The 24,851-nt window shown below is 42.2% G+C and carries 22 protein-coding genes and 1 other RNA gene; 16 read left to right on the top strand and 7 right to left on the bottom strand.

What is annotated here, in order from left to right:
- Positions 1 to 279 precede the first annotated feature (279 nt).
- The 6 genes from G603_RS23100 (at position 280) to G603_RS0104235 (ending at position 6,800) form a co-directional block, all read left to right on the top strand.
- Positions 280 to 405 carry a hypothetical protein gene (locus G603_RS23100; protein WP_256379767.1) on the top strand — a complete coding sequence of 42 codons (126 nt, stop codon included), beginning with the start codon at positions 280 to 282 and terminating at the stop codon, positions 403 to 405.
- A 431-nt stretch (positions 406 to 836) separates the two neighbouring features.
- Entirely contained in the window at positions 837 to 1,676 is an 840-nt protein-coding gene (locus G603_RS0104255; protein ID WP_026669424.1) for an LD-carboxypeptidase, read from the top strand.
- The gene (locus G603_RS0104250) at positions 1,666 to 2,163 is read left to right on the top strand and encodes an NUDIX hydrolase (protein WP_026669423.1); all 498 of its coding nucleotides are present in this window, start codon (positions 1,666 to 1,668) and stop codon (positions 2,161 to 2,163) included. Before G603_RS0104255 ends, G603_RS0104250 begins: the two co-directional genes overlap by 11 nt.
- 102 nt (positions 2,164 to 2,265) lie before the next feature.
- Positions 2,266 to 2,775, top strand: coding sequence for an RNA 2',3'-cyclic phosphodiesterase (gene thpR, locus G603_RS0104245; RefSeq protein ID WP_026669422.1), 510 nt, complete (start codon positions 2,266 to 2,268; stop codon positions 2,773 to 2,775).
- A gap of 148 nt (positions 2,776 to 2,923) precedes the next feature.
- Positions 2,924 to 5,554: a hybrid sensor histidine kinase/response regulator gene (locus tag G603_RS19185; RefSeq protein WP_051207453.1), complete on the top strand. Its 2,631-nt coding sequence runs from the start codon at positions 2,924 to 2,926 to the stop codon at positions 5,552 to 5,554.
- A gap of 181 nt (positions 5,555 to 5,735) precedes the next feature.
- Entirely contained in the window at positions 5,736 to 6,800 is a 1,065-nt protein-coding gene (locus G603_RS0104235) for a CPBP family intramembrane glutamic endopeptidase (RefSeq protein WP_026669421.1), read from the top strand.
- Between the two features lie 3 nt (positions 6,801 to 6,803).
- On the opposite strand, the gene G603_RS0104230 is transcribed toward G603_RS0104235, so the two are convergent.
- Both G603_RS0104230 and G603_RS22245 read right to left on the bottom strand, forming a co-directional pair.
- A complete protein-coding gene (locus G603_RS0104230; RefSeq protein ID WP_035791913.1) occupies positions 6,804 to 7,532 on the bottom strand; it encodes an ion transporter in 729 nt (242 codons plus the stop codon).
- A 69-nt stretch (positions 7,533 to 7,601) separates the two neighbouring features.
- On the bottom strand, positions 7,602 to 7,760 hold the full coding sequence (locus tag G603_RS22245) for a hypothetical protein (RefSeq protein WP_155832610.1): 159 nt from the start codon (positions 7,758 to 7,760) through the stop codon (positions 7,602 to 7,604).
- Between the two features lie 123 nt (positions 7,761 to 7,883).
- Here G603_RS22245 and G603_RS0104220 point away from each other — a divergent pair, with 123 nt between their 5' ends.
- On the top strand, positions 7,884 to 8,456 hold the full coding sequence (locus tag G603_RS0104220) for a thymidine kinase (protein WP_026523180.1): 573 nt from the start codon (positions 7,884 to 7,886) through the stop codon (positions 8,454 to 8,456).
- Between the two features lie 126 nt (positions 8,457 to 8,582).
- Here G603_RS0104220 and G603_RS0104215 read toward each other — a convergent pair whose 3' ends face one another.
- Together G603_RS0104215 and G603_RS0104210 are read right to left on the bottom strand one after the other, a co-directional pair.
- Complete coding sequence (locus tag G603_RS0104215; RefSeq protein WP_026669420.1) at positions 8,583 to 9,581, bottom strand: substrate-binding domain-containing protein; 999 nt, start codon at positions 9,579 to 9,581, stop codon at positions 8,583 to 8,585.
- Positions 9,582 to 9,595: 14 nt separating this feature from the next.
- On the bottom strand, positions 9,596 to 11,593 hold the full coding sequence (locus G603_RS0104210) for a methyl-accepting chemotaxis protein (RefSeq protein WP_026495323.1): 1,998 nt from the start codon (positions 11,591 to 11,593) through the stop codon (positions 9,596 to 9,598).
- Between the two features lie 217 nt (positions 11,594 to 11,810).
- Between G603_RS0104210 and G603_RS0104205 the strand changes: the two genes are divergently transcribed.
- The 8 genes from G603_RS0104205 (at position 11,811) to G603_RS0104170 (ending at position 20,039) form a co-directional block, all read left to right on the top strand.
- Entirely contained in the window at positions 11,811 to 12,197 is a 387-nt protein-coding gene (locus tag G603_RS0104205; RefSeq protein ID WP_026523183.1) for a hypothetical protein, read from the top strand.
- A 12-nt stretch (positions 12,198 to 12,209) separates the two neighbouring features.
- The gene (locus G603_RS21295) at positions 12,210 to 12,665 is read left to right on the top strand and encodes a DUF6465 family protein (RefSeq protein WP_051207452.1); all 456 of its coding nucleotides are present in this window, start codon (positions 12,210 to 12,212) and stop codon (positions 12,663 to 12,665) included.
- A 24-nt stretch (positions 12,666 to 12,689) separates the two neighbouring features.
- On the top strand, positions 12,690 to 13,001 hold the full coding sequence (locus tag G603_RS0104195; protein WP_026669419.1) for a hypothetical protein: 312 nt from the start codon (positions 12,690 to 12,692) through the stop codon (positions 12,999 to 13,001).
- Positions 13,002 to 13,073: 72 nt separating this feature from the next.
- Positions 13,074 to 14,081 (top strand): deoxyguanosinetriphosphate triphosphohydrolase, encoded by a 1,008-nt coding sequence (locus G603_RS0104190; RefSeq protein WP_026669418.1) that lies wholly within the window; start codon positions 13,074 to 13,076, stop codon positions 14,079 to 14,081.
- A 27-nt stretch (positions 14,082 to 14,108) separates the two neighbouring features.
- Entirely contained in the window at positions 14,109 to 15,890 is a 1,782-nt protein-coding gene (gene dnaG, locus G603_RS0104185) for a DNA primase (protein WP_026669417.1), read from the top strand.
- Positions 15,891 to 16,381: 491 nt separating this feature from the next.
- Positions 16,382 to 17,590, top strand: a complete 1,209-nt coding sequence (gene rpoD / locus G603_RS0104180; protein WP_035792005.1) for an RNA polymerase sigma factor RpoD — start codon at positions 16,382 to 16,384, stop codon at positions 17,588 to 17,590.
- Positions 17,590 to 18,342 carry a tRNA (adenine(22)-N(1))-methyltransferase gene (locus tag G603_RS0104175; RefSeq protein WP_026669415.1) on the top strand — a complete coding sequence of 251 codons (753 nt, stop codon included), beginning with the start codon at positions 17,590 to 17,592 and terminating at the stop codon, positions 18,340 to 18,342. Before rpoD ends, G603_RS0104175 begins: the two co-directional genes overlap by 1 nt.
- Before the next feature lie 44 nt (positions 18,343 to 18,386).
- Positions 18,387 to 20,039 (top strand): nucleoside kinase, encoded by a 1,653-nt coding sequence (locus G603_RS0104170; protein WP_026669414.1) that lies wholly within the window; start codon positions 18,387 to 18,389, stop codon positions 20,037 to 20,039.
- Here G603_RS0104170 and G603_RS0104165 read toward each other — a convergent pair.
- From G603_RS0104165 to G603_RS21290, 3 genes are all read right to left on the bottom strand, one after another.
- Positions 19,995 to 20,834, bottom strand: coding sequence for a S1 family peptidase (locus tag G603_RS0104165; RefSeq protein WP_026669413.1), 840 nt, complete (start codon positions 20,832 to 20,834; stop codon positions 19,995 to 19,997). The genes G603_RS0104170 and G603_RS0104165 overlap by 45 nt on opposite strands.
- 11 nt (positions 20,835 to 20,845) lie before the next feature.
- Positions 20,846 to 21,190, bottom strand: an RNA gene (gene rnpB, locus G603_RS21310) — RNase P RNA component class A.
- 50 nt (positions 21,191 to 21,240) lie between these two features.
- A complete protein-coding gene (locus G603_RS21290; protein ID WP_196808041.1) occupies positions 21,241 to 22,239 on the bottom strand; it encodes a GGDEF domain-containing protein in 999 nt (332 codons plus the stop codon).
- A 390-nt stretch (positions 22,240 to 22,629) separates the two neighbouring features.
- Between G603_RS21290 and G603_RS0104155 the strand changes: the two genes are divergently transcribed.
- A complete protein-coding gene (locus G603_RS0104155; protein WP_026669412.1) occupies positions 22,630 to 24,759 on the top strand; it encodes a hypothetical protein in 2,130 nt (709 codons plus the stop codon).
- Positions 24,760 to 24,851 lie beyond the last annotated feature (92 nt).

Here is a 24,851-nt window from a genome sequence, read left to right as displayed (position 1 = left end):
AAAATAAAGATTTCATTGAAAATAGAGGCGCGGCATTTTTCTGAAATGCCATAAAACCGGATTTTGAGCAGAGAAAATCGCAAATTCCCCTAAAATAGAGGCGTAAAGCCCGTTTGAGCGACTTTAGAGAGATTCTCACCATAAGGTCTGCGCAGAGAAAATAACCATATTACTCAAAATAGTGGCGCGGGTCTTCAAAAGAACAGTAGCGTGTTAATATGTGTACGGTTCTTGATGAGATAGAGGAAAAAGGCATAGAAAAAGGGATGGAACAGGGCATTGAGAAAGGCAGAATTGAGCTATTATCTGATTCATGATGGAGTTCTTGATGTGAAGGAAGCTGCAAAACGAGCAGGTAAAACAGTTAAAGCTTTTAACGCAGGAATGAAGAAAATTTACGGTTGATAATCTAATTGAAGTTCAAGAACAAAAAGACCAGGTCATATCTGGTCTTTTCTTAACCAGAAGAATTTTCTGTTATAATTTTATTATAAATGAGACCGGCAATTGGGGTTTGCAGAGGGGTAAAAGTATCCGCAGAAAGGTTGGGAAGAATCATGGGCGCTGAGGAAGAGATGACCTTTAGAATCATTCTGGAGACGCGATACCACATGATGGGCAGCCTGGCAAAAAATTCAGGATTCCCTGTATTCGTTGACCTGCCCTGTGGATATACGCCACGTGCCATAGAAATTGCGGAACGGAATAAATCATATTTGATCAGACCGGTTTCAGTGAGATCTTGGGCATTTAGCAAGATCATTATGATTATGAGTCATCCTTACTATAAATTAGATTTGGATTTATGAATTATCATCATGATATAGGAGCAAAGTATGAAAGTAGGTTTATCAGCCTGTTCTAGCGGACATCTTCCTGAGTGGGAAGATCAGATAGCAGAGCTTGTGGGAGTTTTTAAGGAAAATGGAGTAGAGGCGGTGCCTGCGCAGCATATCATAAGGACTGTGGATGATTTTAGCGGTACCGATATGGAAAGAGCAGCTGATCTCATGGGTTTTTATGAGGATGATGAAATATCTGATATATACGATATTTCCGGCGGCGATCTGGCTAATGGAGTGCTTAAATACCTGGACTATGATGTGATCGCAAAATCCGGGAAAACCTTTTGGGGATATAGCGATCTTACAACTGTGATCAATGCTATATATACAATGACCGGAAATGAATCAGTTCTTTATCAGGTGAAAAATATGATATGGTCTTATGCTGATATGCAAAGGCAGCGCTTTTGGGATTATCATTCCGGAGAGAATGAAGACCTTTTTGATATCGAATACAGCTTCCTGCAGGGAAAAGCCATGAAGGGCGTAGTCGTTGGCGGAAATATCCGCTGCTTTACAAAGCTTGCAGGAACAAAATATTTTCCTGATATGAAAGGGAAGATATTGTTTCTTGAATCCCTGGGCGGCGGCTCAGGGCAGATAGCAACGTTATTTACGCAGCTAGATAATATGGGTGTCTTTGATCAGGTGGCAGGAGTTTTGCTTGGTACCTTTACTGATTATGAAAAGGCAGATTTTACCATGTCTGTATATGATCTTCTTAAGATGCATATTTCAAAGGACCTTCCTGTGGCAGGTACAAGAGAAATCGGACATGGCCATAATTCAAAGGCAATAGTGATCGGAAAAGAGGAGAAGTATGGAATATAATTGCGGATTTACAAAGGATAATAAGTGGTTTAGGTATCGCGCGGCGGCGATAATTGTAGAAGATGGATGTGTTTTGTTTGCAGGGAATGAAAAAGATAATTATTTTTACTCTATAGGCGGAGCTGTACACATGGGTGAGACGGCAGAAGATGCTGTCATGAGGGAAGTCTATGAAGAGACCGGAATAAAATATGAGATTGATCATCTTGCTGTGATACATGAAAACTTTTTTAATGAAAATCAGGGAGCCTTGAAGGGGATGGATTGTCATGAGATTGCATTCTATTTCATGATGAAGCCAAGAGGAACAAAGGAGCTTAAAAGCGACAGCTACACTCAGGGAGTGAAAGAGACCATGCACTGGCTTCCCATATCAGAGCTTGATAATTACAAAGCATTTCCCTGTTTTATGAAGGATTATTTACAAACAAAGCATACCGGAGTAGAGCATATAGTATCGGACGAAAGAGTTAGCAACTTGAACTGAAGCTTTGCAACAATGGAAAGCAAACTTAATAAGGATTGATACTATTAGTATTGTGATATCTGACTTACTATCGGCTAAATAAATGCAAACGGAGGGCGGAATATGAGACTGTTCATTGCAATTAACTTTGAAGAAGATTTCAGGGATGCGCTTATTGATATTCAGGACGATCTTATGCGATGCGGAGTTGAAGGGAATTACACTGCTCCTGAGAACCTCCATATGACACTGGCCTTTATCGGTGAGTGGGATGATCCTGAGGGCGTACTTGAAGTTATGAAAAGTATGCCTATGAGGTCTTTTTCCATTGCCCTTAAGGGATACGGACCTTTTAAGGACATGATCTTTGCGGACATTGAGGAAAATGAGGATCTTAGGGCCTATGTGAAAAGGCTTAGGGCTGCTCTTACAGAAAAGGAGATTCCTTTTGACAGGAAAAAGTTCCTTCCTCACGTCACTCTTGTAAGAAAGGCTCACCGCGTCAAAGGTGCGCCGCTACCTGAATTTGATGAGGCTGAGACTATGCGTGTCAGGGGTATTTCCCTTATGAAATCCGAGAGGGGAAGTCATGGCATGATCTATACAGAAATCGGCTATGCGACGGCATTTTGATTTTTTCTACTTATAAACATGGGATTAAATAAAGTTAATATTTTCATAAATGAGGACTTTAGGCCTTTGCTAGGTATTATAATTTAATATAAGCATTGTATCCATCTTGAGTAGGCGAAAAATAGGATGCAGCCGACGGGTGGCATTGATGGTTAATAACAGCAAAAGCCTTGCAACAAGAATATGGATGATAGTCTTGCTGGCGATATTTCTGTCGACCGGTTCTTTTTGTGTTGTAACCATGATTCAGGCCAATAATGGTATAATCCGTGCCACGAGACAAAGAATGCTGGATATAGCAAATTGTGCATCCGGGTCAGTTGATGGCGATACATTAAAAAGACTTTCGAAGGACAGTGTAGGTAATCCCGGATACCAGAGAGTATATAACGCCCTTGCTATTTTCCGTGACAATATTGAGTCAGAATCTGTGTATGGTATTCATGAGGAAGAGGATGGCAGCTTTACCTTCACTGTGGATCCATCTCTTGAGGAACCCGGAGAATTTGGAGGATCCGTAGTAAAAACAGATGCGCTCGTTAAGGCCAGCAAAGGGATCAGCGCTGTTGATGAGAAGCCTTATACCGATGCCTGGGGAACCTTTTACAGTGCTTATAGCCCCGTTTATGATTCGGACGGCGAAATAGTCGGAATAGTTGCCGTGGATTTCAGTAAGGAATGGTATGAAGGTCAGCTTAGTGACCAGATCAGAAGTACAATGCTGGTCTTTCTGCTGATTCTTTCTGTTAACATCGCACTTGTTGGAACTCTGTGTTATTTACAGGTTAGAACCATCACCAAACCTATGGCCCGGCTTACCAGGATTGCCACACAATATTCGCGTGGTGATTTTAGCAAGAAGCTTGAAATTGACAGGCAGGATGAACTGGGCGTATTGTCCCATGCATTGCAGTCCATGGCAGTATCACTTACGGAACAGATTGAGAAAGCTGAGGCTGCAAACCGAGCAAAAAGCAGCTTCCTTGCCAATATGTCCCATGAGATTCGTACGCCTATAAATGCCGTTCTTGGCATGAATGAAATGGTTCTTCGCGAGTCCTCAGATCCGGAGATTCGCGCATATTCAGAAAACGTTAAGACAGCGGGTTCTACGCTGCTTGGCATTATAAATGATATTCTTGATTTTTCCAAAATAGAAGCAGGTAAACTGGAGATAATTCCGGTTGATTATGACCTTTCATCAGTAATAAATGATCTTGTAAATATGATCCGCACCCGTGTGGATGATAAAGGGCTTGCGCTTAATCTTGATTTTGATCCGGATATTCCCAAAAACCTTAACGGAGATGCTGTGCGTCTTGAACAGGTCATCACCAATATTTTGACCAATGCCGTCAAATACACTGAAATTGGCAGCATCAATTTTCATATTGGTTATGAAAAGATTGAAGAAGAGCCTGACAGCATCTATTTGAAGGTGTCTGTAAAGGATACAGGTATTGGCATCAAATCGGAAGACATGGAAAAGCTGTTTTCAGAGTTTGAGCGAATCGAGGAGATGCGAAACCGCAATATCGAGGGAACAGGCCTTGGTATGAACATCACACAGAATCTTCTCAAAATGATGGGCTCAGCGCTGGAGGTTGAAAGTAAATACGGCGAGGGTTCTAATTTCCATTTTGCTCTGAAGCAGAAGGTTGTTGGTAACGAGGTTCTTGGTGATTACAGTGCATCATATAAGTCTGCGCTCAGCGAGGGTGCAGGCTATAAGGAGAAATTCACTGCTCCGTCAGCTAAGGTACTTGTTGTTGATGATAATTCCATGAATCTGGCTGTGTTTAAGAGTCTTATCAAGCAGACCCTAATAGTGGCAGATACTGCTGACAGCGGAGATCAGGGCCTTGAGCTTATGAGAGAGAAAAAATACGATATTATTTTCCTCGATCACATGATGCCTGAGAAGGATGGAATTACCACACTTCACGAGATGAAACAGGAGAAGGATAATCCAAATATTTCAACGCCTGTTATATGCCTTACTGCCAATGCGGTTCTGGGTGCAAGAGAAGAATATATTGCAGCCGGTTTTGATGGATATCTGACTAAGCCCATTGATCCCGATCGACTTGAAAACATGTTGATCAAGTATCTTCCTGCCGACCTTATCGAAATGACAAGTGCAGATACAGCAGATAAAGCACCCAAAGTAAAAGATGAAACCAAGATAGATAAAGAACTGGCTCCTTTAGTCGGGCAGGAGCTAATAGATGTCAATATCGGCCTTAAAAACAGCGGCTCGACGGAGGATTATCTGCCTATATTACAAATATTCTATGAGACGGCAGATTCTAAGTTGGATGAACTTGACCGTTACTATAGTGACAGTGATTTTGTCAACTATACCATTAAGGTCCATGCGTTAAAGAGTTCCCTTGGAATAATCGGGGCTGTCGGGATATCTGATGAGGCGCAGCGCCTTGAGGGTGCCGGTATGGCGGAAGACTATGATTATATCAGGGAACATCATGATAAGTTTATAGAAAAGAGCAGGAAGCTTAAGGATATTGTAGGGGAAGTGTGCGAGGACAAGAGCCCTGAAAAACACAGGGTTGTGGCGGAACCATGGCTTGTTCAGGAAGCCTACAATCAGATCAAGGAAGCCGCTGAATACATGGATTACAGCAGCATAGAGATGATTTTTGATGGTATGAAGGGCTATGTTATCCCTAAAGAGGATGCAGAACTTCTTGGGAAGGTTGAGAGCGCCTTCAGGGCTCTTGATTATGACACAGTTTTGGCTTTGGTGAAGAATAAATAAATCGAATAAATAGACTTCCATATAGGTAACGAAAGCGCAATGATTATTCGGTCATCTGCTGTATTTGGTCGTTTTTAGGAAACGACAGGTACACGGGTAACCGATTTTTAATTGAAAATAATACGGATATATGGTAATTTATTTAATTGTCGTGAAAAAAGTTTTACTGGAGGTATATTACATGGAAAAAAATGAAAAAAAGAGATTAGTGTTGTTTTTGGCGGTGGCCTATGGTCTGACCCTGATCATGAGCATCTTTATGTTCATGTGCTTCAAGGCAGATAAGGACATGACTGCATTTGTAAATGTGCAGATGACTTATCCCGCATGCGGCGTAATTCTCGGACTTCTTATTTGGGGGAATAAGGAGAAGAAGCTTCCAAAGGCAGGCTTTATTGTGTTTTTGGCAACCTCTGCTCTTATGATGGTTGTGGCTATCGCATCTACATTCATGCCACACGTAATGTCAGAGATAAACGGAGGACAGATTTCCAATTGGAATCTCTATTCTCAGTATGTTCTTATGGCAGGAAGTGTAATAGCATATATTCTTTTCTGGGTATGCGGTAAGGAAAAGAGAAGAAATGCCGGGCTTAGCAGAACCAAGGTTAAGCTCAGCATAGTTATGGTTGTACTGTTTGTGGCACTTTACATTGCAAGAATGTATGTATCGGGATTTTTGACACAGATAATCTTAAAGCCTGAAATGAGCCTTATAGCAGAAATAAATGGATTGCTTACAAATCCTGCTGTGCTTTCAAGTGCGGTAATTGTTCTTGTGAATTTCCCGCTCATGTTTATTGCATTTCTTGGTGAGGAATATGGCTGGAGATATTATTTACAGCCAATACTTCAGAAGAAGTTCGGCCTTAGACTTGGTGTAATAATTCTTGGTGTTTTGTGGGGAGCATGGCACGGAGTGCTTGATTTCATATTCTACTCCACAACCACAGGATTGCAGTACTTTACAGCGCAGATCATCACCTGCATCGCCCTTGCTATCTTCATGGGATATGCATACATGAAGACAGGAAACATCTGGGCAATTGCAATGATGCACTTTATCAATAACAACTACATCGCTGTATTTGCAGGTGGAGATGCCACTGTCATTCAGAATCAGACCATCACATGGGCGCAGATTCCGATCGCGGTTGTTCAGAGCCTTGTATTTGCTCTTTTCATTCTTGCTCCTATCTATAAGAACAAGAAGGAAGAGGAAGAGCTTGAAGCAAAGGCAAGCTGATAATTACAGCTCGTATTTTGATTTTTTTCTGCTTATTTCATTCATATAAGCAGCGGTTATCATGCCTGAGGGAAGCGCTATTACGGCGACTCCTACCAATGCTGATATCATGGTTATAAAACGGCCGATGTCCGTTGTGGGTGAGATGTCTCCGTAACCTATAGTGGTTATGGAGATGGTCGCCCAATACAGGGCATCAAAGAAATTATCAAAAAGATTCGGTTCAAGCTGGAATACCAGCATGGCAGAAACGAAGATATATATTGTTATCAGTATAAGAACAGCCAGGAGCTGTTTTTTTACTTTTCTAAGAACATTGGCAATGACGATCATGGTCTTGGAATATCTTACCAGCTTCACTACTCTGAAAACTCGAATGAGCTTTAACAGTCTAAGACTCTGTGAAGTCGGGAAAAACACATATAAAATCGGCATAACAGATAACAAATCAAATATCGCAAGGGGCGTCAGAACATAGGCAAAGTATGCATGAATGCTGATGTAGCCCATTTTATAATCCGCTGTGTACACTCTTGCACAGTAGTCTATCAGGAAAATTATTCCTGTCATTATTTCAATGATAAAGGTATAAATGTTGTCTGCCTTTAGAGTCAGAGGAATCATTCCTACGATGACGGTTGTAGTCATGAGAATATCGTAGGCCCTGCTGGAGGCATCACCTATACTGGAAACTTCTATTACTTCATAGATCCTTTTTTTGAAAGCGTTCATAAGCACCTCTCTGCCTGAGTCAAGGCAATTGTTAGAGCGATTAACGGTAAATTCTGCGGCAAATGAAATTTAGAAATTTCCTTCTATAAAAGCAAGTATGCCGATAATAGCCAGTGCTAAGCTCATGATCCGGCATAGTGTAACGAAGATTTTTGTATGCAATTCTTTTTTGCTGTCAATAACACCGCTGTCGGAAATCAACTGACTCTTAGGGGAATTATCTGGCATAATAGTAGTCTCCTTTGATTAGATGCGTTAATTTGTCGGTTCCCTATTCACAAGGCATCATAAAAAGGATAATATGATGTTTAGGTCCAAGTGACCAATTCATTATGGGTACTGGAGGGTTAGATGGCACAGCTTTATTTCAGATACGGTGCAATGGGGTCGTCAAAAACGGCCAATGCACTTATGGTCAATTACAACTATCATGAGAGAGGGAAGAATTCAATTATTCTTAAGCCCGGTCTCGAGAACAGGGACGGAGCAACGATAATTCGTTCCAGAATAGGTCTTCAGGCAGAGTGTATGCTGGTGGAGGATTTCTTTGACGAATACACCAGAAAACACAAGATGATCGAAAAATACGATGCTATTATCGTTGATGAAGCTCAGTTTCTTACAGCAGAGCAGGTAGATATGCTCTCAGATATCGTTGATTTTGATAAGGTTCCTGTTATCTGCTACGGTCTTCGCACTGATTTCCAGGAGAAATTTTTCCCTGGTTCACTCAGACTCATGGAGATTGCAGATAAGATAGAAGAAGTTAAAACTGTATGCTGGTGCGGCCGTAAAGCTACCTGTAATGCCAGAATACATGATGGCAAAATCGTCAGAGACGGTGAGCAGGTTTTCATGGGCGGAAACGAGAGCTATATTGCTCTTTGCAGAAAGCATTTCAAAAAGGGTAAGCTTACTATCTGAGGCACCGTGATAAAATATTAAAAGATATGGCTATGGCTGCGTTTTTACAAAGCCATAGCCATTTTTTCTTATAGGAAATACTACCTAAATAGCATTTCGTGCCCGTTGGGGATACCGGGAACAAGTTTACTGTATTGAGCCGGCGTTTGATTTATCAACAGGAACGAATGGAACCCAGACGTACATTTTATCGTTTGTTACATACTCTACATCCTTGATGGTGCCTTTCTTCGCAAGGGCTACCGCTGCTTCTATGCAGGCAGCACCCTGACCTGTAGCTGACTGATAAACTGTGAACTGCATACCGCCATCCAGAATGGACTGGCAGCCGTCTACTGTTGCGTCGATACCGACAACGGGAACTTTGGAAGTATCGATTCCAAGTTCATTCATGGCTTGTACAACACCAAGAGCCATGGAATCGTTGTTACAGATGACGCAGTCATAATCCTGTTGTGTCTTCAGGAAGGTCTTGAATCCGTCTGCAGCCTTCTGAGTATCCCAATAAGCTGTATCATTGAACACGTAGTTGGCATCAACTCCGTTTTTCTTGAAGAAGTTTTTAACGGATTTGGTTCTGCTGATTGCCGCAGGGTGCCCGGGCTGACCCTGGAAAAGAACTACATTAAGGCTCTTTGGATTGCCCAGTGTTTTCCATACATATTCTGCCTGCATGGTTCCTGCATCTATTTCATAACTTCCAACATAAATGTATTTATCAGGTTTAAGGTGATCTTCTGAGGGCTGTGTGTTGGTGAATATTATAGGTGTATCACCTGCTATTACCTCAAGCTGCAACGCAGTATCTGCATCAACCGGATTGCAGATAATTGCGTCATATCCCTTTGACACCGCGTCGCGGATCTGAACAACCTGTTCATCTACAGAGGCACATGGTGCTCCAAGATCAACAGTCACTCCGCTTTTGGCGCCTGCCTCTGCAACTGAGTTCATTATCAGCTCCTTGAAATCGTCGAGAGTCAAAGTGGAGAAGAATACTTTGACGCCTGAACCATCAATAGAGCCACTATCTGAGGAAGCTTTTCCGCAGCCTGTGATAGTAGTGATTGTTAATATACATACTGCCAAAATACTTATCAATCTGGTTGAAATGCATTTTTTCATGATAAGACCTCCTCTTAAATCTTAAACTGTTGAACATGGGCGGTGAGAGTGTCAGATGTGTTTGCAAGCTCGTGTGAGTTGTTGGCCACATCTTCACTGCTTCTTGATATATTCTTGGCCTGTTCAACCATGTTCTGTGAGGTTGCCAGTATCTCATCTGCACTTGCGGCCTGTTCTTCAGAGATGGCAGCTACATTAGTTGATACATCATTAACCTTTTCGACATTCCTTATCATCTCTTCTATGCACTCATTGGATGCCTGAATATTGGAATAAATCTGATCGAATGTATCAACTGCTACGTTAATAAGTTCACTGTTTTTCTCAATACTTTCGGCACTGGCATTGGCCTGACCTACGGCTTCATCAATCAGTCTGTGGACATCACCGATGAGGTTGGAGATATTTGTTGCGCTTTCTGAACTGGTTTGAGCCAGTTTGCCAATTTGTGTTGCAACTACTGCAAATCCCTTACCTGCTTCACCGGCGCGGGCAGCCTCGATAGAAGCGTTAAGTGATAAGAGATTGGTCTCTTCTGCAATCTCTGCGATCATGCTTACAATATTCGTGATTTCTTCAGATGCCTTGCCTACCTCATTGATGGAATCAACAAGCTGGTTGTTTGCAGATTGGATTCCTTCCATGGCATGGGAGAGTTTTTCCATATCTTCCCGGCCTTTCTGAGAAATCTTAACGGTTTCCTTCATTGCCACATCAGCTTTTTCTGAATTATCCTTGGTATCAGCTACTACGTTAGCAAGTGTGGTTGCATTTTCAGCGATATCTCCTACAGCTATGGCAAGCTGATCAACAGTATCATTAAGCTGCTGCATAGCTTCTGCCTGTGACTGTGATGCATCGAACATGTCTCTTGATACAGCGTCGCTGGTTTCAGATTCCTGTTTAAGCTTTTCAGACTCTTCGCTGATGCTTGAAAGCATACTTCTCATACTGGCAATGAATTCGGAAATCTTGCCACTCATGACGCCAATCTCATCATTACTCTGAGGTTTTATATCTATAGTAAAGTCGCCTTCGCTCATGGCGTGGATACTTTCTGTTATTCCTGCGAGAGGAGCTATAACTTTGCTAACTACGAAGATGATGAGAAGTATGATAATAACTACAGCGATAATACCTGCCATTAGCAGATAATTTGCAAGCTCCTGAACGCTGGCCATTATAACATCCTCTGCAATATAGGAAACCAGTATCCAGTCAGTGCCACTGATTTCTTTAAAAGCAACAACATATTTGCCGATGTCCTTTGTTGTAAGATCATTATCGGCTATGGACTGAGCAATGCCTGCCAGAAGACTGTTGCTGTTGTTTGTGTCAAGCGTTGTGGATACAAGGGCGGAATCTCTGTGAGCAAGAATGGTATTGTCGTTGGTGTCAACAAGGAAAGAACTTGCTTTATCCATTTTTACACCGGAGTTAACAATAATACTGATTTTGTCCAGAGTAACATCTGCGGCTATGACCTTTATGGAATCATCACCGTAATTGATGATGGCAGAGGCACTTATTACATTGATGCCTTCTGCGTTTTTGTATGCTGTACCGTACTGCATGTTAGCTCTTGTAAGTCCCTGCTTGTACCAGGTAGAGTTAGTGGGATCATTTTCCTCAAGGGATGACTCTGTAGGCTTTATAAACTCTCCATCTGAGGTTGCTATATGTAGTCCCTCAGGTGAATTGGAATTGAATCCATAATAGGAATCAAGGAGTTTTTGAAGCTGGTCGGAATCAGGTTCAGAGCCTTCAATAGCCTGCTTCGCAGTTTTAAAGAACTCAAGATTTTCATTCAGCCAGGATTCGATGTTATCTGCCTGATTGGAAATGGAAGTATTCAGGTTGGAAGTTGCAAGCTCGGTCATACGTTTTCTTGACATGGTAGTAGCTATGGTGACAAGAACAGCAATCATGATAACTACTATGGGAACGATGTACAGAAGTAGTCTGTTCCTTATTTTTCCTCTCTTTGGAACTTTAGCAGCTTTTTCACTCATTTGGGCCTCCTTTATTTGAAGGAAAATACAATACATATAATGCTATTCTAAACTTATCATTAATGTGTAAAAAAACAGCGAGCATATTCTAAAATTTGCGTAAATTATTACGAAAAAAAGAACAAACTATATTACTCTATTTTGTACCAAATCAAATAGAGTCTGTGATACAATAAAAATCAGCATAAATGCATTATAACGATGTAAGGGGGAGCATATGGAAAACAACGTTAATGAAAAAATACTGAAATTCCAGAAGCTGCAGACTTTCTGTACGGCAGGTATATTTGTAGTTATTCTTATCGCAGTTATTATGGTGGTACCAAGGGCTGTTAAACTGCTGGATCAGGCACAGAGTGTAGCGGAAGGAGCCATGTCTACACTGGAGAAGGCGGATAGTACTCTTGCCGACATATCCGAAATGGCCGATTCGATTGAGCAGACCGGGGAAGACATGAATAAGCTGATCAAGGATAATGAGAGTACTCTCACTGAATCACTGGATAAAATGTCTCAGATAGATTTCGATGGACTTAATAAGGCGATAACTGACCTTCAGGATGCAGTTGGTCCTTTTGCGAGTTTTATGAACAAATTTAGATAAGGGGTGATTGATATGGCAAAGAAAGCAAGTGATGCAATAAAGGATATTGCAAAAACAGTTACTGATGCAGCAGAACCTTATATCGAGATGGCCAAAGAAAAAGGCGGTCCTGTCATTGAAGAAATGAAGGAAAAAGCTGAGCCGGCCATCGATGTTGCCAAGAAAAATGCAGGTCCTTACATCAAAAAGGCAAAGGAGCAGGGAACAAAGGCAGCTGACAAGGTGCGCGCAGCTACCAAGGATTTAACAGATGCTTCTGCCAAGAAGAATCAGAAGACTGAGTTTTTTGTTCAGTACAAGGATTATGAGATTCGAACAGAGGACATTGCACAGAAAATTCGCGAGATTTATATTGCGGATGGTCACAAGGCAAGTGACATTAAAGAGCTTCAGGTTTATTTAAAACCCGAGGAGAACACCGCGTATTATGTGGTCAATCACAAGGATACAGGTAAGTTCACATATTGATTAGCAGTAAGGCAGGATTTATTTTTGAAGATAGAAAAGAATTTATTTTTTAATTTAAGACATTACGAGTATGGAGAGGCGTTTTTTGGAAGCTATCAGGGAATGCGCTTCCGACTTGCCAGAGAGCCACTGGATCACGTGTTTTTCGTGCCGGTGGAGGACAGGGATCCTGATGCCAGACTTATGGCAACGGTGTGGCCTGAGCCATACAGCTATTTTGATACTCCCGATGAACAGAAAATATCAGAGAAGTTTTCCATTGATGAGGAGGGCTTCGATGCGGCAATTGAGTGGATCAATCAGATGTATGACAGCCGCGACTGGAATGAATCCTGAAAATTTAAAAATTGAAAAAAGGAAAAGCAGACTCCCCGCAGAATATAATAACTGTGGGGAGTTTTTCAGACTATGAAAATAAGAGAAAACTTAGAAAACAGAGAAAGACTTAATTTAAGCCCTTATGCTACCCTCAGCATGAATTCGAGGGGGAGGGAAATTGATGAGGAGCCCTGCGATATCAGACCGTGTTTTCAGCGGGACAGGGATCGAATCTTATATTCCAAATCATTCCGCAGACTTAAGGACAAGACGCAGGTTTTTTTAACACCTGACGGAGATCATTACAGAACCAGAATGACTCATACCCTTGAGGTAGCTCAGAATGCAAGAACCATTGCAAGAGCACTTAAGTTAAATGAGGATCTGTGTGAAGCCATTGCTTTTGGTCATGACCTTGGGCATACACCCTTTGGCCATGCGGGAGAACGCGCGCTTAATGATATCTGCCCTTTTGGCTTTAAGCATAACGAGCAGAGTCTTCGTACCGTGGAGCTTCTTGAGAAGGACGGAGCAGGGCTTAATCTGACCTTTGAAGTCAGAGACGGAATCATTAATCATGAGATGAATACCACAGCCATCACCTTAGAGGGAAGGGTTGTGAGGCTTTCGGATAAGATAGCTTATATTCATCATGATATGGATGATGCCATAAGAGGCGGGATCCTTAAGGTAAGCGATGTGCCGGAGAGTATTACAAAGGTCATCGGTCATACCAATGGTGAGTGGCTTGATACATTTATTCATGACATAGTTGAAAACAGTTTTGATAAGAATGACATTACCATGTCCGATGAGGTGGGCAATGCGCTGATGGAGCTAAGAGCCTTCATGTTTAAGAGCGTATATACCAATCCTGTAGCCAAGAGCCAGGAAGGTAAGGCTGAGAACCTCGTCAAAATTCTTTATCAGTATTATATGGACCACCTCGATGTGCTTCCGGATTACCTTAAGAAATTACTTGAGGACGGACAGGCCAAAGAGAGAATTGTCTGTGATTACATAAGTTCCATGACAGACAGATTTGCGATTGCCAGATTCCATGAGATTTTTGTGCCTCAGAGCTGGCAGGTACTTTAAGGAACTTTTTGAAATAAAGGGATAAAAATGCGATACTCGGATGACATCATAGAAGAGGTCAGATCCCGTAATGACATAGTGGACGTTATAGGGCAGTATGTGAGCCTTAAGCGTGCCGGAGCCAATTACGTGGGGCTGTGTCCTTTCCATAATGAGAAATCTCCGTCCTTTAGTGTTTCACCTTCCAAGCAGATGTTTTACTGTTTTGGTTGCAGAGTGGGCGGCAATGTTTTCTCGTTTTTAATGAAATATGACAATTTGACATTTGGTGAAGCAGTCAGATCTCTTGCTGAGAGAGGCGGAGTGAAGCTTCCTGAGGAAGATGAATCCCCCGAAGCTAAGCGCATGAGAGATAAACGTGCCACCCTTTTTGAGATAAATAAAGAGGCTGCCAAATACTATGTTTATCAGTTAAAAGGCAGATCCGGTGAAAAGGGCCTTGCTTATTTCAGAGACAGGAAGCTTACGGATGAGACCATTACCAGATTCGGACTTGGCTATGCAAACGTCAGCAGCGATGATCTGGTGAAATACCTTAGGAGCAAGGGTTACAGCGATGCTCTTATCATCGAGGCGGGCCTTGCATCCCATGATGAAAAATACGGCACCCATGATAAGTTTTGGAACAGAGTAATGTTTCCGATACTTGATGCCAATTCCAAGGTCATCGGCTTTGGCGGAAGACTGATGGGAGATGGAAAACCCAAATATCTCAATTCTCCCGAGACCCCTGTTTTCGATAAGAGCAGGAATTTATTCGGACTTAATTATGCCAAGAACGCCAGAGCAGGCTACATCATTATCTGCGAGGGATATATGGATGTAATAGCGATGCATCAGGCAGGCTTTAATATGGCGGTTGCATCATTGGGAACAGCTTTTACATCACAGCAGGCCCAGCTCCTTAAAAGGTATACCGATACCGTCATACTTTCATACGACAGTGACGGAGCAGGTACCAGCGCAGCCCTGAAAGGAATACAGCTTTTGAAGGAGGCGGGACTAAAGGGCAAGGTTCTTAATCTTAAGCCCTATAAGGATCCTGATGAATTCATAAAAGCTGAAGGGAAAGAAGCTTTCGAAGAGAGAATCAAAAAAGCTGAGAATCCGTTTTTCTTTGAGATTTCCGTAAAGGAAAGGGAGTACGATATGTCGGATCCCGCTGCCAAGACGGAGTTCCACAGATATATTGGTCAGAAGCTCTGTGAATTCAAGGAAGCCGTCGAGAGAGAGAATTACATCGAGGCGGTGGCTCAGAGATATTCGATAGGTTCAGATGATCTGCATAAACTGGTTGCAAGCATTGCAGCAGAGGGCGGAATAGTCAAAGCCAAGGAAAAGCCAAAGAGCGGAATGCATTCACAGCTAAGGAAAGAGGATCCGGGCAGGAAGCCCCAGAGAGTTCTGATAACCTGGCTTGCGGATGAGCCGGAGCTTTTTGAATCAATCAGTAAGTGGATTGAACCTGAAGATTTTTCAGATGATTTGTACAGGGGAATAGCGAAGCAGATGTGGGAAGGATTGTCCGATGGCAGTTTTGATCCCGCCAGAGTGCTTGACCGATTTGTTGAAGAGGAAGAGCATGCACAGGTTGCGGAGCTTTTTAATACAAACCTTGTTCAGATAGATACGAAGGATGAACGTGAAAAAGCGCTACATGATATTTTATATGAGGTCAAGAGGACCGGTTACGAGAGGCGACTAAAGGACATGGCATCCGACGATCCTGAGAGATGGAATTTTACACTCCAGGGAAAACGCAGACTTGAAGAGCTATTAAAGGCAAGAATCATAATTAGCACTGATTAAGAAAGGAATTGATTAACGTGGCAGAGAAGAAGACAACAGCTAAGACAACGTCAAAGACAGCTAAGGCCAAGGCAGAAGAGAAAGAGACAGTAAAGAAGACTACCAAGAAGGCTGCAGCTGAAAAAGAGACGAAGACTACAGCCAATGATAAGAAAGCTGCTGAAAAGGAAACAAAGACAGCAACCAAGGCTAAGAGCACCAAGGCAGCTGAGAAAGATACAGCAAAAGAGACTGCTAAGAAGGAAAGTGCCAAGAAAGAAACAGCCAAGAAAGAGCCTGCTAAGAAGGCTTCCAAGGCAGAAGAGAAGGAAGCACCTAAAAAGGAGACCGCAAAGAAGGAGCCTGCAAAGAAGGCTGCTGAAGAGAAGGCTCCCAAGGCACCTGCCAAGAAGGCGGGCAAGAAAAAGGCTGAGCCTGAAAATACTGCTCCCGCAAGAGAAGAGGGCGGCGAAGAGCTCGATGAGGAGACAAAGGCTAAATTCATCCAGAAGATGAGAGAGCTCCTTGCCCTTGGTAAGAAAAAACAGAATACTCTTGATTACAACGAAGTAAGTGATTATTTCAGAGACCTTAACCTTGATGAAGAGAACCTCGATAAGGTGCTTGAGCATCTTGAGTCAGCAGGAATCGACGTAATCAGAATGGATGATACAGAAGTTGAGCTTCCTGATGATGATGAAGTTGTTCTCTCTGATGAGGATGAGGTTGATATGGAGAATATCGATCTCTCAGTTCCGGATGGAATCAGCATTGAGGATCCGGTTCGTATGTACTTAAAGGAAATCGGTAAGGTACCGCTTCTTACAGCAGAGCAGGAAATTGAGCTTGCTCAGCAGATGGAAGACGGTATGATGGCTGAGAAGATTCTTGCAGCAGGCGGTGCTGACAAGGTTGAGGTTAAGGAAGAAGAGCAGGAGCCTTATGATCGCATTAAGGATCTTGATGACAAAGAATTAAAGAACCTCACTTACTATGGTAATGAAGCAAAGAAGCGCCTTGCAGAAGCTAACCTTCGTCTTGTTGTAAGTATTGCCAAGAGATATGTTGGTAGAGGTATGCTTTTCCTTGATCTTATTCAGGAAGGTAACCTTGGTCTTATAAAGGCAGTTGAGAAGTTTGATTTCCGTAAGGGATTCAAGTTCTCCACATATGCAACATGGTGGATCCGTCAGGCTATCACCCGTGCAATCGCTGACCAGGCAAGAACAATCCGTATTCCTGTACATATGGTTGAGACTATCAACAAGCTCATCCGTATCAGCAGACAGTTGCTTCAGGAGCTTGGTCGTGAACCCTCACCTGAAGAAATCGCAAAGGAAATGGGTATTCCTGTAGAGCGTGTAAGAGAGATCCTCAAGATTTCTCAGGAGCCTGTATCCCTTGAGACACCTATCGGTGAAGAGGAAGATTCACATCTTGGTGATTTCATTCAGGATGATAACGTACCTGTACCCGCAGATGCTGCAGCATTCACGCTTCTTAAGGAGCAGCTTGTAGAGGTTCTCGGAACTCTTACAGAGAGAGAGCAGAAGGTACTTAGACTCAGATTTGGTCTTGATGACGGAAGAGCAAGAACTCTTGAAGAGGTTGGTAAGGAGTTCAACGTTACCCGTGAACGTATCAGACAGATCGAAGCTAAGGCTCTCAGAAAGCTTCGTCATCCCAGCAGAAGCAGAAAGCTTAAGGATTATCTGGATTAATGAAGAACGTACAATTATCAGAAAGACTTTTCGCGGCTGCATCCCTTGTTCCAAAGGGCAGCCGCGTGGCAGATGTCGGGACGGATCATGGATTCGTTCCGATTTATCTTATAAATGAAAATATCGCAGAGCACGTAGTGGCCATGGATGTAAATGAAGGTCCTTTGGAAAGGGCTAAGGAGCATGTCCATGAGTACGGCCTTGATAAAAAAATCGAGCTCAGGTTATCGGACGGATTAAAGGAACTCTCAAAGGGTGAAGCAGATACAATGGTATGCGCCGGAATGGGCGGCCTTTTGATGATGCGAATTCTGAAGGAGGGAGATCCTGTAGGTAAGGGCATAAAGACTATGATCCTTCAGCCACAGTCTGATCTTGTGAATTTCAGAACATTCCTCAGCGAGAATAACCTGGTGATAGATGATGAAAGGGAGATTTTCGAAGAGGGAAAATATTACACCATGATGAGGGTGCGATCTGATTTTTCCGGGGACATCACTCCTGAAGAAGAGGCTGTAAATGAGATAGTAGAGCGTTGCGGCTGCGATAAGGAAAGGGCGGTTCATATCTGTCATAGATTTGGCCCTGTTCTTATTTTGAGAAAAGACCCGGTTCTTAAGGATTATCTTGAGCACGAACTTAGTGTTTACGATACGATTTTAAAAAAATTATCTGAAAACGAGCATACAGACAGAATGCGTGATATTATAAATAAAAAGAACGATATTACAACTGTTCTTTCGCTGTATTAAGCTACTGACAATTTTGTGCATGAAAGGTTTAGGGGGAACATTATATGCCAAAGCTTAGGATAAACGGTGAGATTAAAGAGTACGACAAGGGCACTACTTTTGAAGAGATTGCCAGAGAATATCAGCCCAAGGTTCCAAATCAGATCGTGGCTGTTACCTATGGTACCCGTATCAGGGAGCTTATGAAGAAGGTCGATCATGATGATGACCTTACTTTTATTACAACAGCAGATGAGATTGGTAATAACACATATACCAGAACTGCGCTCATGATGCTTATTAAGGCTGTCCGTGATGCTTCAGGCAAACAGCCTGCTTTTACCAGAATCGAGTACAAGATTGGTAACGGATATTACTGCAGCATCAGAGGAGATTTCAAGGTTACCGAGGCATTTGCCGAGGAAGTTCAGAAGCGCATGCAGAATATGGTTGATGACCATCTTCCCATAACCAAGAAGGGATTTTCTCTTCCTGATGCAGTTGATATTTTTACTAGAGAAGGCATGGATGATAAGGTTCGCCTTCTTCGTTACCGCAGAAGTTCGGAAGTAAATGTATATAAGCTTGATGGATTCTCGGACTACTATTATGGATATATGCTTCCGAATACCTCTTATGTTAAGTGGTTTAAGGTTGAGAAATATCACGACGGACTTCTTCTTAATCTGCCCACCAGAAAGAATCCTGATTCCATCACTGAAAGTGCTCCCAGAGAGAAGATTTTCGCAGAGATGGTGCGTGCTTCCAAGTGGGGAGAGATGATGGGAGTTGATACTGTAGGAGACCTCAATGATGTTATTTGCAATGGCGGTTTTAATGAACTGATGCTGGTTCAGGAAGCTCTTCAGGAACGCAGAATCGGTGAGATCGCCAAGAAGATTTTTGATGCAAAACATGTAAAATTCGTCATGATAGCCGGTCCCAGCTCATCAGGAAAAACATCCTTTGCCAATAGACTTGCAATTCAGATGAGGACATACGGTCTTCGCCCCCATCCTATAAGTCTTGATAACTATTTTGTTAACAGGGAAATGACTCCTCTTAATGAGGATGGAAGCTATAACTTTGAGTGTCTTGAAGCTCTCGATGTTGAGCAGTTCAATAGGGACATGGTGGATCTTCTTAACGGCAAGAAGGTGGAGATGCCAACCTTTAATTTTGTTACAGGTAAGAGGGAGATGAATGGGGATTTCCTTCAGCTTGCTCCCAATGATGTTCTTGTTATAGAGGGAATTCACGGCCTTAATGAAAAAATGAGCTATGCACTTCCAGCAGAATCAAAGTTCAAGATTTACATAAGTGCATTAACAACTTTGAGTGTTGATGCCCATAACAGAATTACCACCACAGATGGTCGTCTTATTCGAAGAATAGTAAGGGATGCTAGAACCCGCGGGGCTACCGCTAAACATACTATTGCCATGTGGGATTCTGTAAGAAGAGGGGAAGAGCAGAATATTTTCCCCTTCCAGGAAGATGCGGATGAGATGTTCAATTCCGCTCAGATTTATGAACTTGCTGTTTTAAAACAGTATGCCGAACCGCTGCTTTTTGCGATTAAGCCTGGAGAGCCTGAATACTTCGAAGCTAAGAGGCTTCTTAAATTCCTGGATTACTTTGTGGCTGTAGACGCACAGGCACTACCTATGAATTCACTTACCAGAGAGTTCGTGGGTGGAAGCTGCTTCAAAGTATGAAAGTACTTTTATAACATCAACAAGGCGTACGGCCACCATTTCATCATTCTCGGTGCCGCCTGCAAGAACGCCTACCAAATTGCCATTGATATCAAATACTCCGCCTCCGGACATTCCTTCGTGGGCGGAGCATTTTGCATATAGCATCTTGTAACCGAAGTTTGTCACCAGAATATTGGTATTGATGGCTGTTCCGTAGATGTAGCTTTCTGCTACCTTTGTTCCGTTTCCGTAAAAATCATAGTGCTGATTTTTCTCAGGAAAAGCGCAGGGCTCTGAATCCAGAGCAATAACTATTTCGCTGCTTTTTTTCTCAAAAGCATTGAAGGCTTTTTCTGAGATTGGTGCGCTCTTTAGGTGGATAAGGTCTGATGGATCAATTTCTGATGTGGGGACGCTGATAAGAGCTGCGTCCACATTTTCATCTATGTATAAGAGCTTAGATTCCTTTACAAGGCCGTTATAGAAAACGGTGTAAATCTTATCTTTTTCTGTATAAACCCTCATGACATGGGCAGCAGTCAGGATTCTGATCTCATCTTCATCCACAGAAATGATAGTGCCCTCGCCGTAATGGTTTCCTATCTGTATTCTTACATAGGAAGGCCTTATATAAAGAGCGGTTTCTATAACGTCTTGTTCTGATTCAAAGTTATTGTCAATTGGGGACATGGAAAAGGCATCGACAGAAAGCATGTCTCTAGCTATCTCAGATGGCATGGGGCCGTGAGCGCTTGCCTTTATGGGATTAAACAATATGATGATTAAAAGTGAAAAGATTATTTTCTTAGACATTGTTCCTTTTATGTATGAGCAGGCCTGTAAGCCGGGTTATGTCGTGAATGATCATCTATCTAGGACTGCTGTTGCCAACAGCCTCAAGCGACCCACCTGAAAACGGACCGGGCCGATCCATGGTTTTCTTTTCGGTCTTGCTTCGGATAGGGTTTACATGGCTACAGATGTTACCATCTGCACGGTGGTCTCTTACACCGCCTTTTCATCCTTACTCTTACGAGCGGTTATTTTCTGTTGCACTATCCCGGGAGTCACCTCCGCCGGACGTTATCCGGTATCCTGCCCTATGAAGCCCGGACTTTCCTCACCCGCACCCTTTCGGGAATAGCGGCCGCGATCATTTGTCCTGCTCATACATAAGCACTTTAATAAATAGAATGTTTATTGTCAAGTATGATTGATTTTATTCTGTTTCCGTATAACCTTTTAGATCTTCATCAGCTATATCATCATAGTGGACTACGAGATTTCTTCCGTGTCCCTTTGCATAATAAAGAGCTCTGTCTGCTTTTCTAACAGCGTCACGGTAATTACCGCCATCATATCTGCTGACACCTATAGAGATTGTAATAGGACAAACCTCGTTTTCGAAGGTTTCAACTGAGTGTCTTATATGCTCGGCAATTCTTAAGCCAACCTCCGTCTCAGCACCCACAAGAAAAACTACAAATTCTTCGCCGCCCCAACGGATCAGCATATCTGATGATCTGATACACCTTTTGATCTGTTCTGCAAGAAATACCAGAATCTTATCGCCGGCATCATGGCCGTAGGTATCATTTACTCTCTTGAACTTATCGATATCGATCATCAGCACTACAACATTTGCAGACTGTGGGATGTTGAGCTGCTCAGCCTCGTCATGGGATACAATCTCGTTGATCTTGTTTCTGTTAAATGCTTCAGTAAGGTTATCGGTAATGGATGTTTTCTCCAGCTCCTTTTTTATCAGGTACTGATCTGCATAGGAGTTTTCCAGGATGAGCATGATAACGATTATTCCTATGAAAACAGGCACAGCCAAAGAAATCATCATATTAAAGTGTTCATAATGATTCCACATGTTGGAAATAATTATGTTCAGCAAAACCAGTGAATGGATGGGGATGTGATATACCACAGGCATTCCAAGTCCGATGGCTAGAAATGCAAAATGCATTATTATAAAGCCCTCTCTGGCGAAATCCTTGTTTGGCAAAAACCAAATGGCCCATATCGTGGCCCACATGGATGCATGGGCTACCATATAATATAGGAAGACGCCATACCTGTAATCCTTTATTCTGCGCTCGCAGACAGCAAGCAGAATAAGAGGCACTATGACAGAAAACCTCGGAATTAAAGTCTCTGCAGCGAATCTTCCGAAAATCTGACAATCAGAAACAAAATATGTTATCTCCAAAAGTCCTGTCAACAAAGCTGATAAAAAGGAGACCTTCCGGTAATAATCAAATTTCGATTGATAAAAAATATGAAGTTCATCTCTTGGTATTTTTTTAGTAAACATATAAACATTTTAGCACAAAAAACATTTTGAACAATATAAATGAAAGTTGATAAAAAGCGAATCTGAAAATCTTAAGATTCTTATGGCAATCTTAAGAAAGGTTTAAGTTTACAAAAATCTATTGCATTGTGATTTTTTGGTGTGGTAGTATCACTTCCTGTCGGCGGTCAGCCGGCTATTCTTTGAAGCCATCGCTTCAAGAAGAATCCCTATTGTTTTTATTTTTTATTATTTTTTATGAAAGGCGGTTTATTATCTATGAAACCATTTAAGCAAAGTAACTCGATGAAAGAATTATTAAAGAAGCTTCGCAGGCACGATACCCTTGTTATGGGTGCCGGTGTTATGGCTGCAACAATTTTATGCGGTGCATTTGTTTATGTAACAACACCTGCCATAAGTGCTGATGCGGCTGCGGAGGAGGTCCGTAAGGATTCTCTTGGAGTCCAGAAAAAGGCCAGCGATCAGCTAAAAGAGATCGACAATTATCTTGAGAAGCTTGATAGTGTCGTAACAGGCAGCCAGGATCTTATTAAGGAGATTCAGACTGTTCAGAGTGAGCAGAAGCAGCTTACTGAAAAGACAATTGAAAATGAAAAGAACAATTCCACTGTAACAAATAATACCAAGGTGGTAGAGAAAATCGGAGGTCTTGATAAGGAGCTGGCATCAATCCATACAGAAATTCAGAACACATCCGATCAGGTAAAAGAGCTTAAGGAGAGCATGAATAAAGGTGGGAGCGATAACTCAGATAAAGATAAGGAGAATTTCTCACAGATTACAAATGCGCTCAGTGATATTAAGAAGGCTTGTGAAAAATCAAGTTCAGATGTTACAGCGCTGGCTACACAGATCAAGGAGAGCAAGGATACTGCAGGAACTGATAACAAAACTGTAATTAATAATCTTGAGAAGATCGAGAAGCAGCTCGAGAAGGTAAATGCAAATGATACTCTTTCCAGAATGGAGTCTGATCTTTTAAGGACCCAGAATACTTACATCACCAAGATGAATGACCTTGAAAAGGGCGTAGAAAAGGTAGATAAGAGCGTATCCGGAGTCGGCAAAAAGGTTGAGACAGGCCTTGCAGGTATCGATAAAAACGTTGACGGTGTTGAGAGCAAGGTCGGCGATGTGGGAAACAAGGTTGACGGAGTGGACAGCAAGGTTAGCAGTGTTGAAACAAAAGTTGGCGGAGTAGATGGCAAAGTCAGCAGCGTTGAATCCAAGGTTGGCGGAGTTGAAAACAAGGTTGATGGCGTTGGCGCAAAGGTCGATAACGGTTTTAATAATGTAAAAAGCGGTGTCGATGGTATTCAGCAGACTCAGAATGACACCAATGACAAGCTTGATACCATGGATGACAGAATGGGCTATATAGAGGAAGACATCGATGAGATTGACACTAATATTCAGTCCCTTTCTGAAAAGCTTGAAACGGTTTTTAACCAGGTGGCCAGCGGTAAGAGTAAACTGGCATCCGCGCTTGCCACACTTGGAGTAAATGTTCCTGAGGATGCCAAATTTGCGGATCTTGAAAATGCAATAAAGCAGGTTCCTGAGGCAATTGTAAAGACAAGTAATGTTGAATATGTTCGTCACCATCACAAGGATGGAAAGGGTGCCTGTCCCTATGAGACCAGTAAAAATAAAGGCGGCTGCTTCCAGACCGAAGTAAGACACAGACATGGCCCTGAGTGTTTTGAAGAAAAAACATATTACAGCTATAAAACTGAGCACTATGATAGCAGAGAGTTTATGAATGGCGGCCCGGAGAAATACACCTGTGATCTGTGTCACAAAACATTTTTGCATAGCCCCTTACATGATGAGGAAACTGATGACGTTCTTCTGGCATCACAAAGAAACGTTACAGGATGTAAAAAGAGGGTTGAAAGAAATCTTATCTGCAAAAAGAAAAATATGATTGAGTGTTATGCTCCAAATTGTGGATATTACGAGAATTCGATTGTTGAAGCTATCATTAAATATGATAAAAAGAATAATCTTGAAACATCTCTAATGAGCACAAATCAGGAAGTGAATTTTATAGACGGAGAGATACTGTTTGAAGAGTTTATTCCAAGAAATAATGATGATTCAGAAATTGAGGATTATTCTGAAACTGAAGTGGAAGGCGATGAAAACACAGATGGTAGTGCCATAGAACCGGCTCCGGAGGTTGGCGATAATAATGAAATTGCCGGTGAACAGCAGCCTGATGCTTCGAATGGAACGGAAGGCTCAGAAGCAAAAAACAGTGAGGTAGAAAACGAGACTATAGAAGAGGAGAGAGAAGGTAGTGAAAGCGAAGAAGAGAAACAGACTGATAATTCTGTGGAAGTAAAAGAGGAAGCATCAGGGGATGGTAATGACACGGCCACTCCTGAGGCTGCTACAGAAAATAACTGATATTCTGCGTTCCTTGACAGTTGTCTGAATTCAGGTCTACAATGTTAGCGTTGTTTAATAGAATTTGACTTTTTTTGGAACGGAGAGTGATT

Source organism: Butyrivibrio sp. AE3006 (genome assembly GCF_000424165.1).
In the GTDB taxonomy this organism is placed as follows: Bacteria; Bacillota; Clostridia; order Lachnospirales; family Lachnospiraceae; genus Butyrivibrio.
The sequence above is the reverse complement of the archived record's forward strand: the minus strand, read 5'-3'. Positions and strand labels throughout refer to the sequence as shown.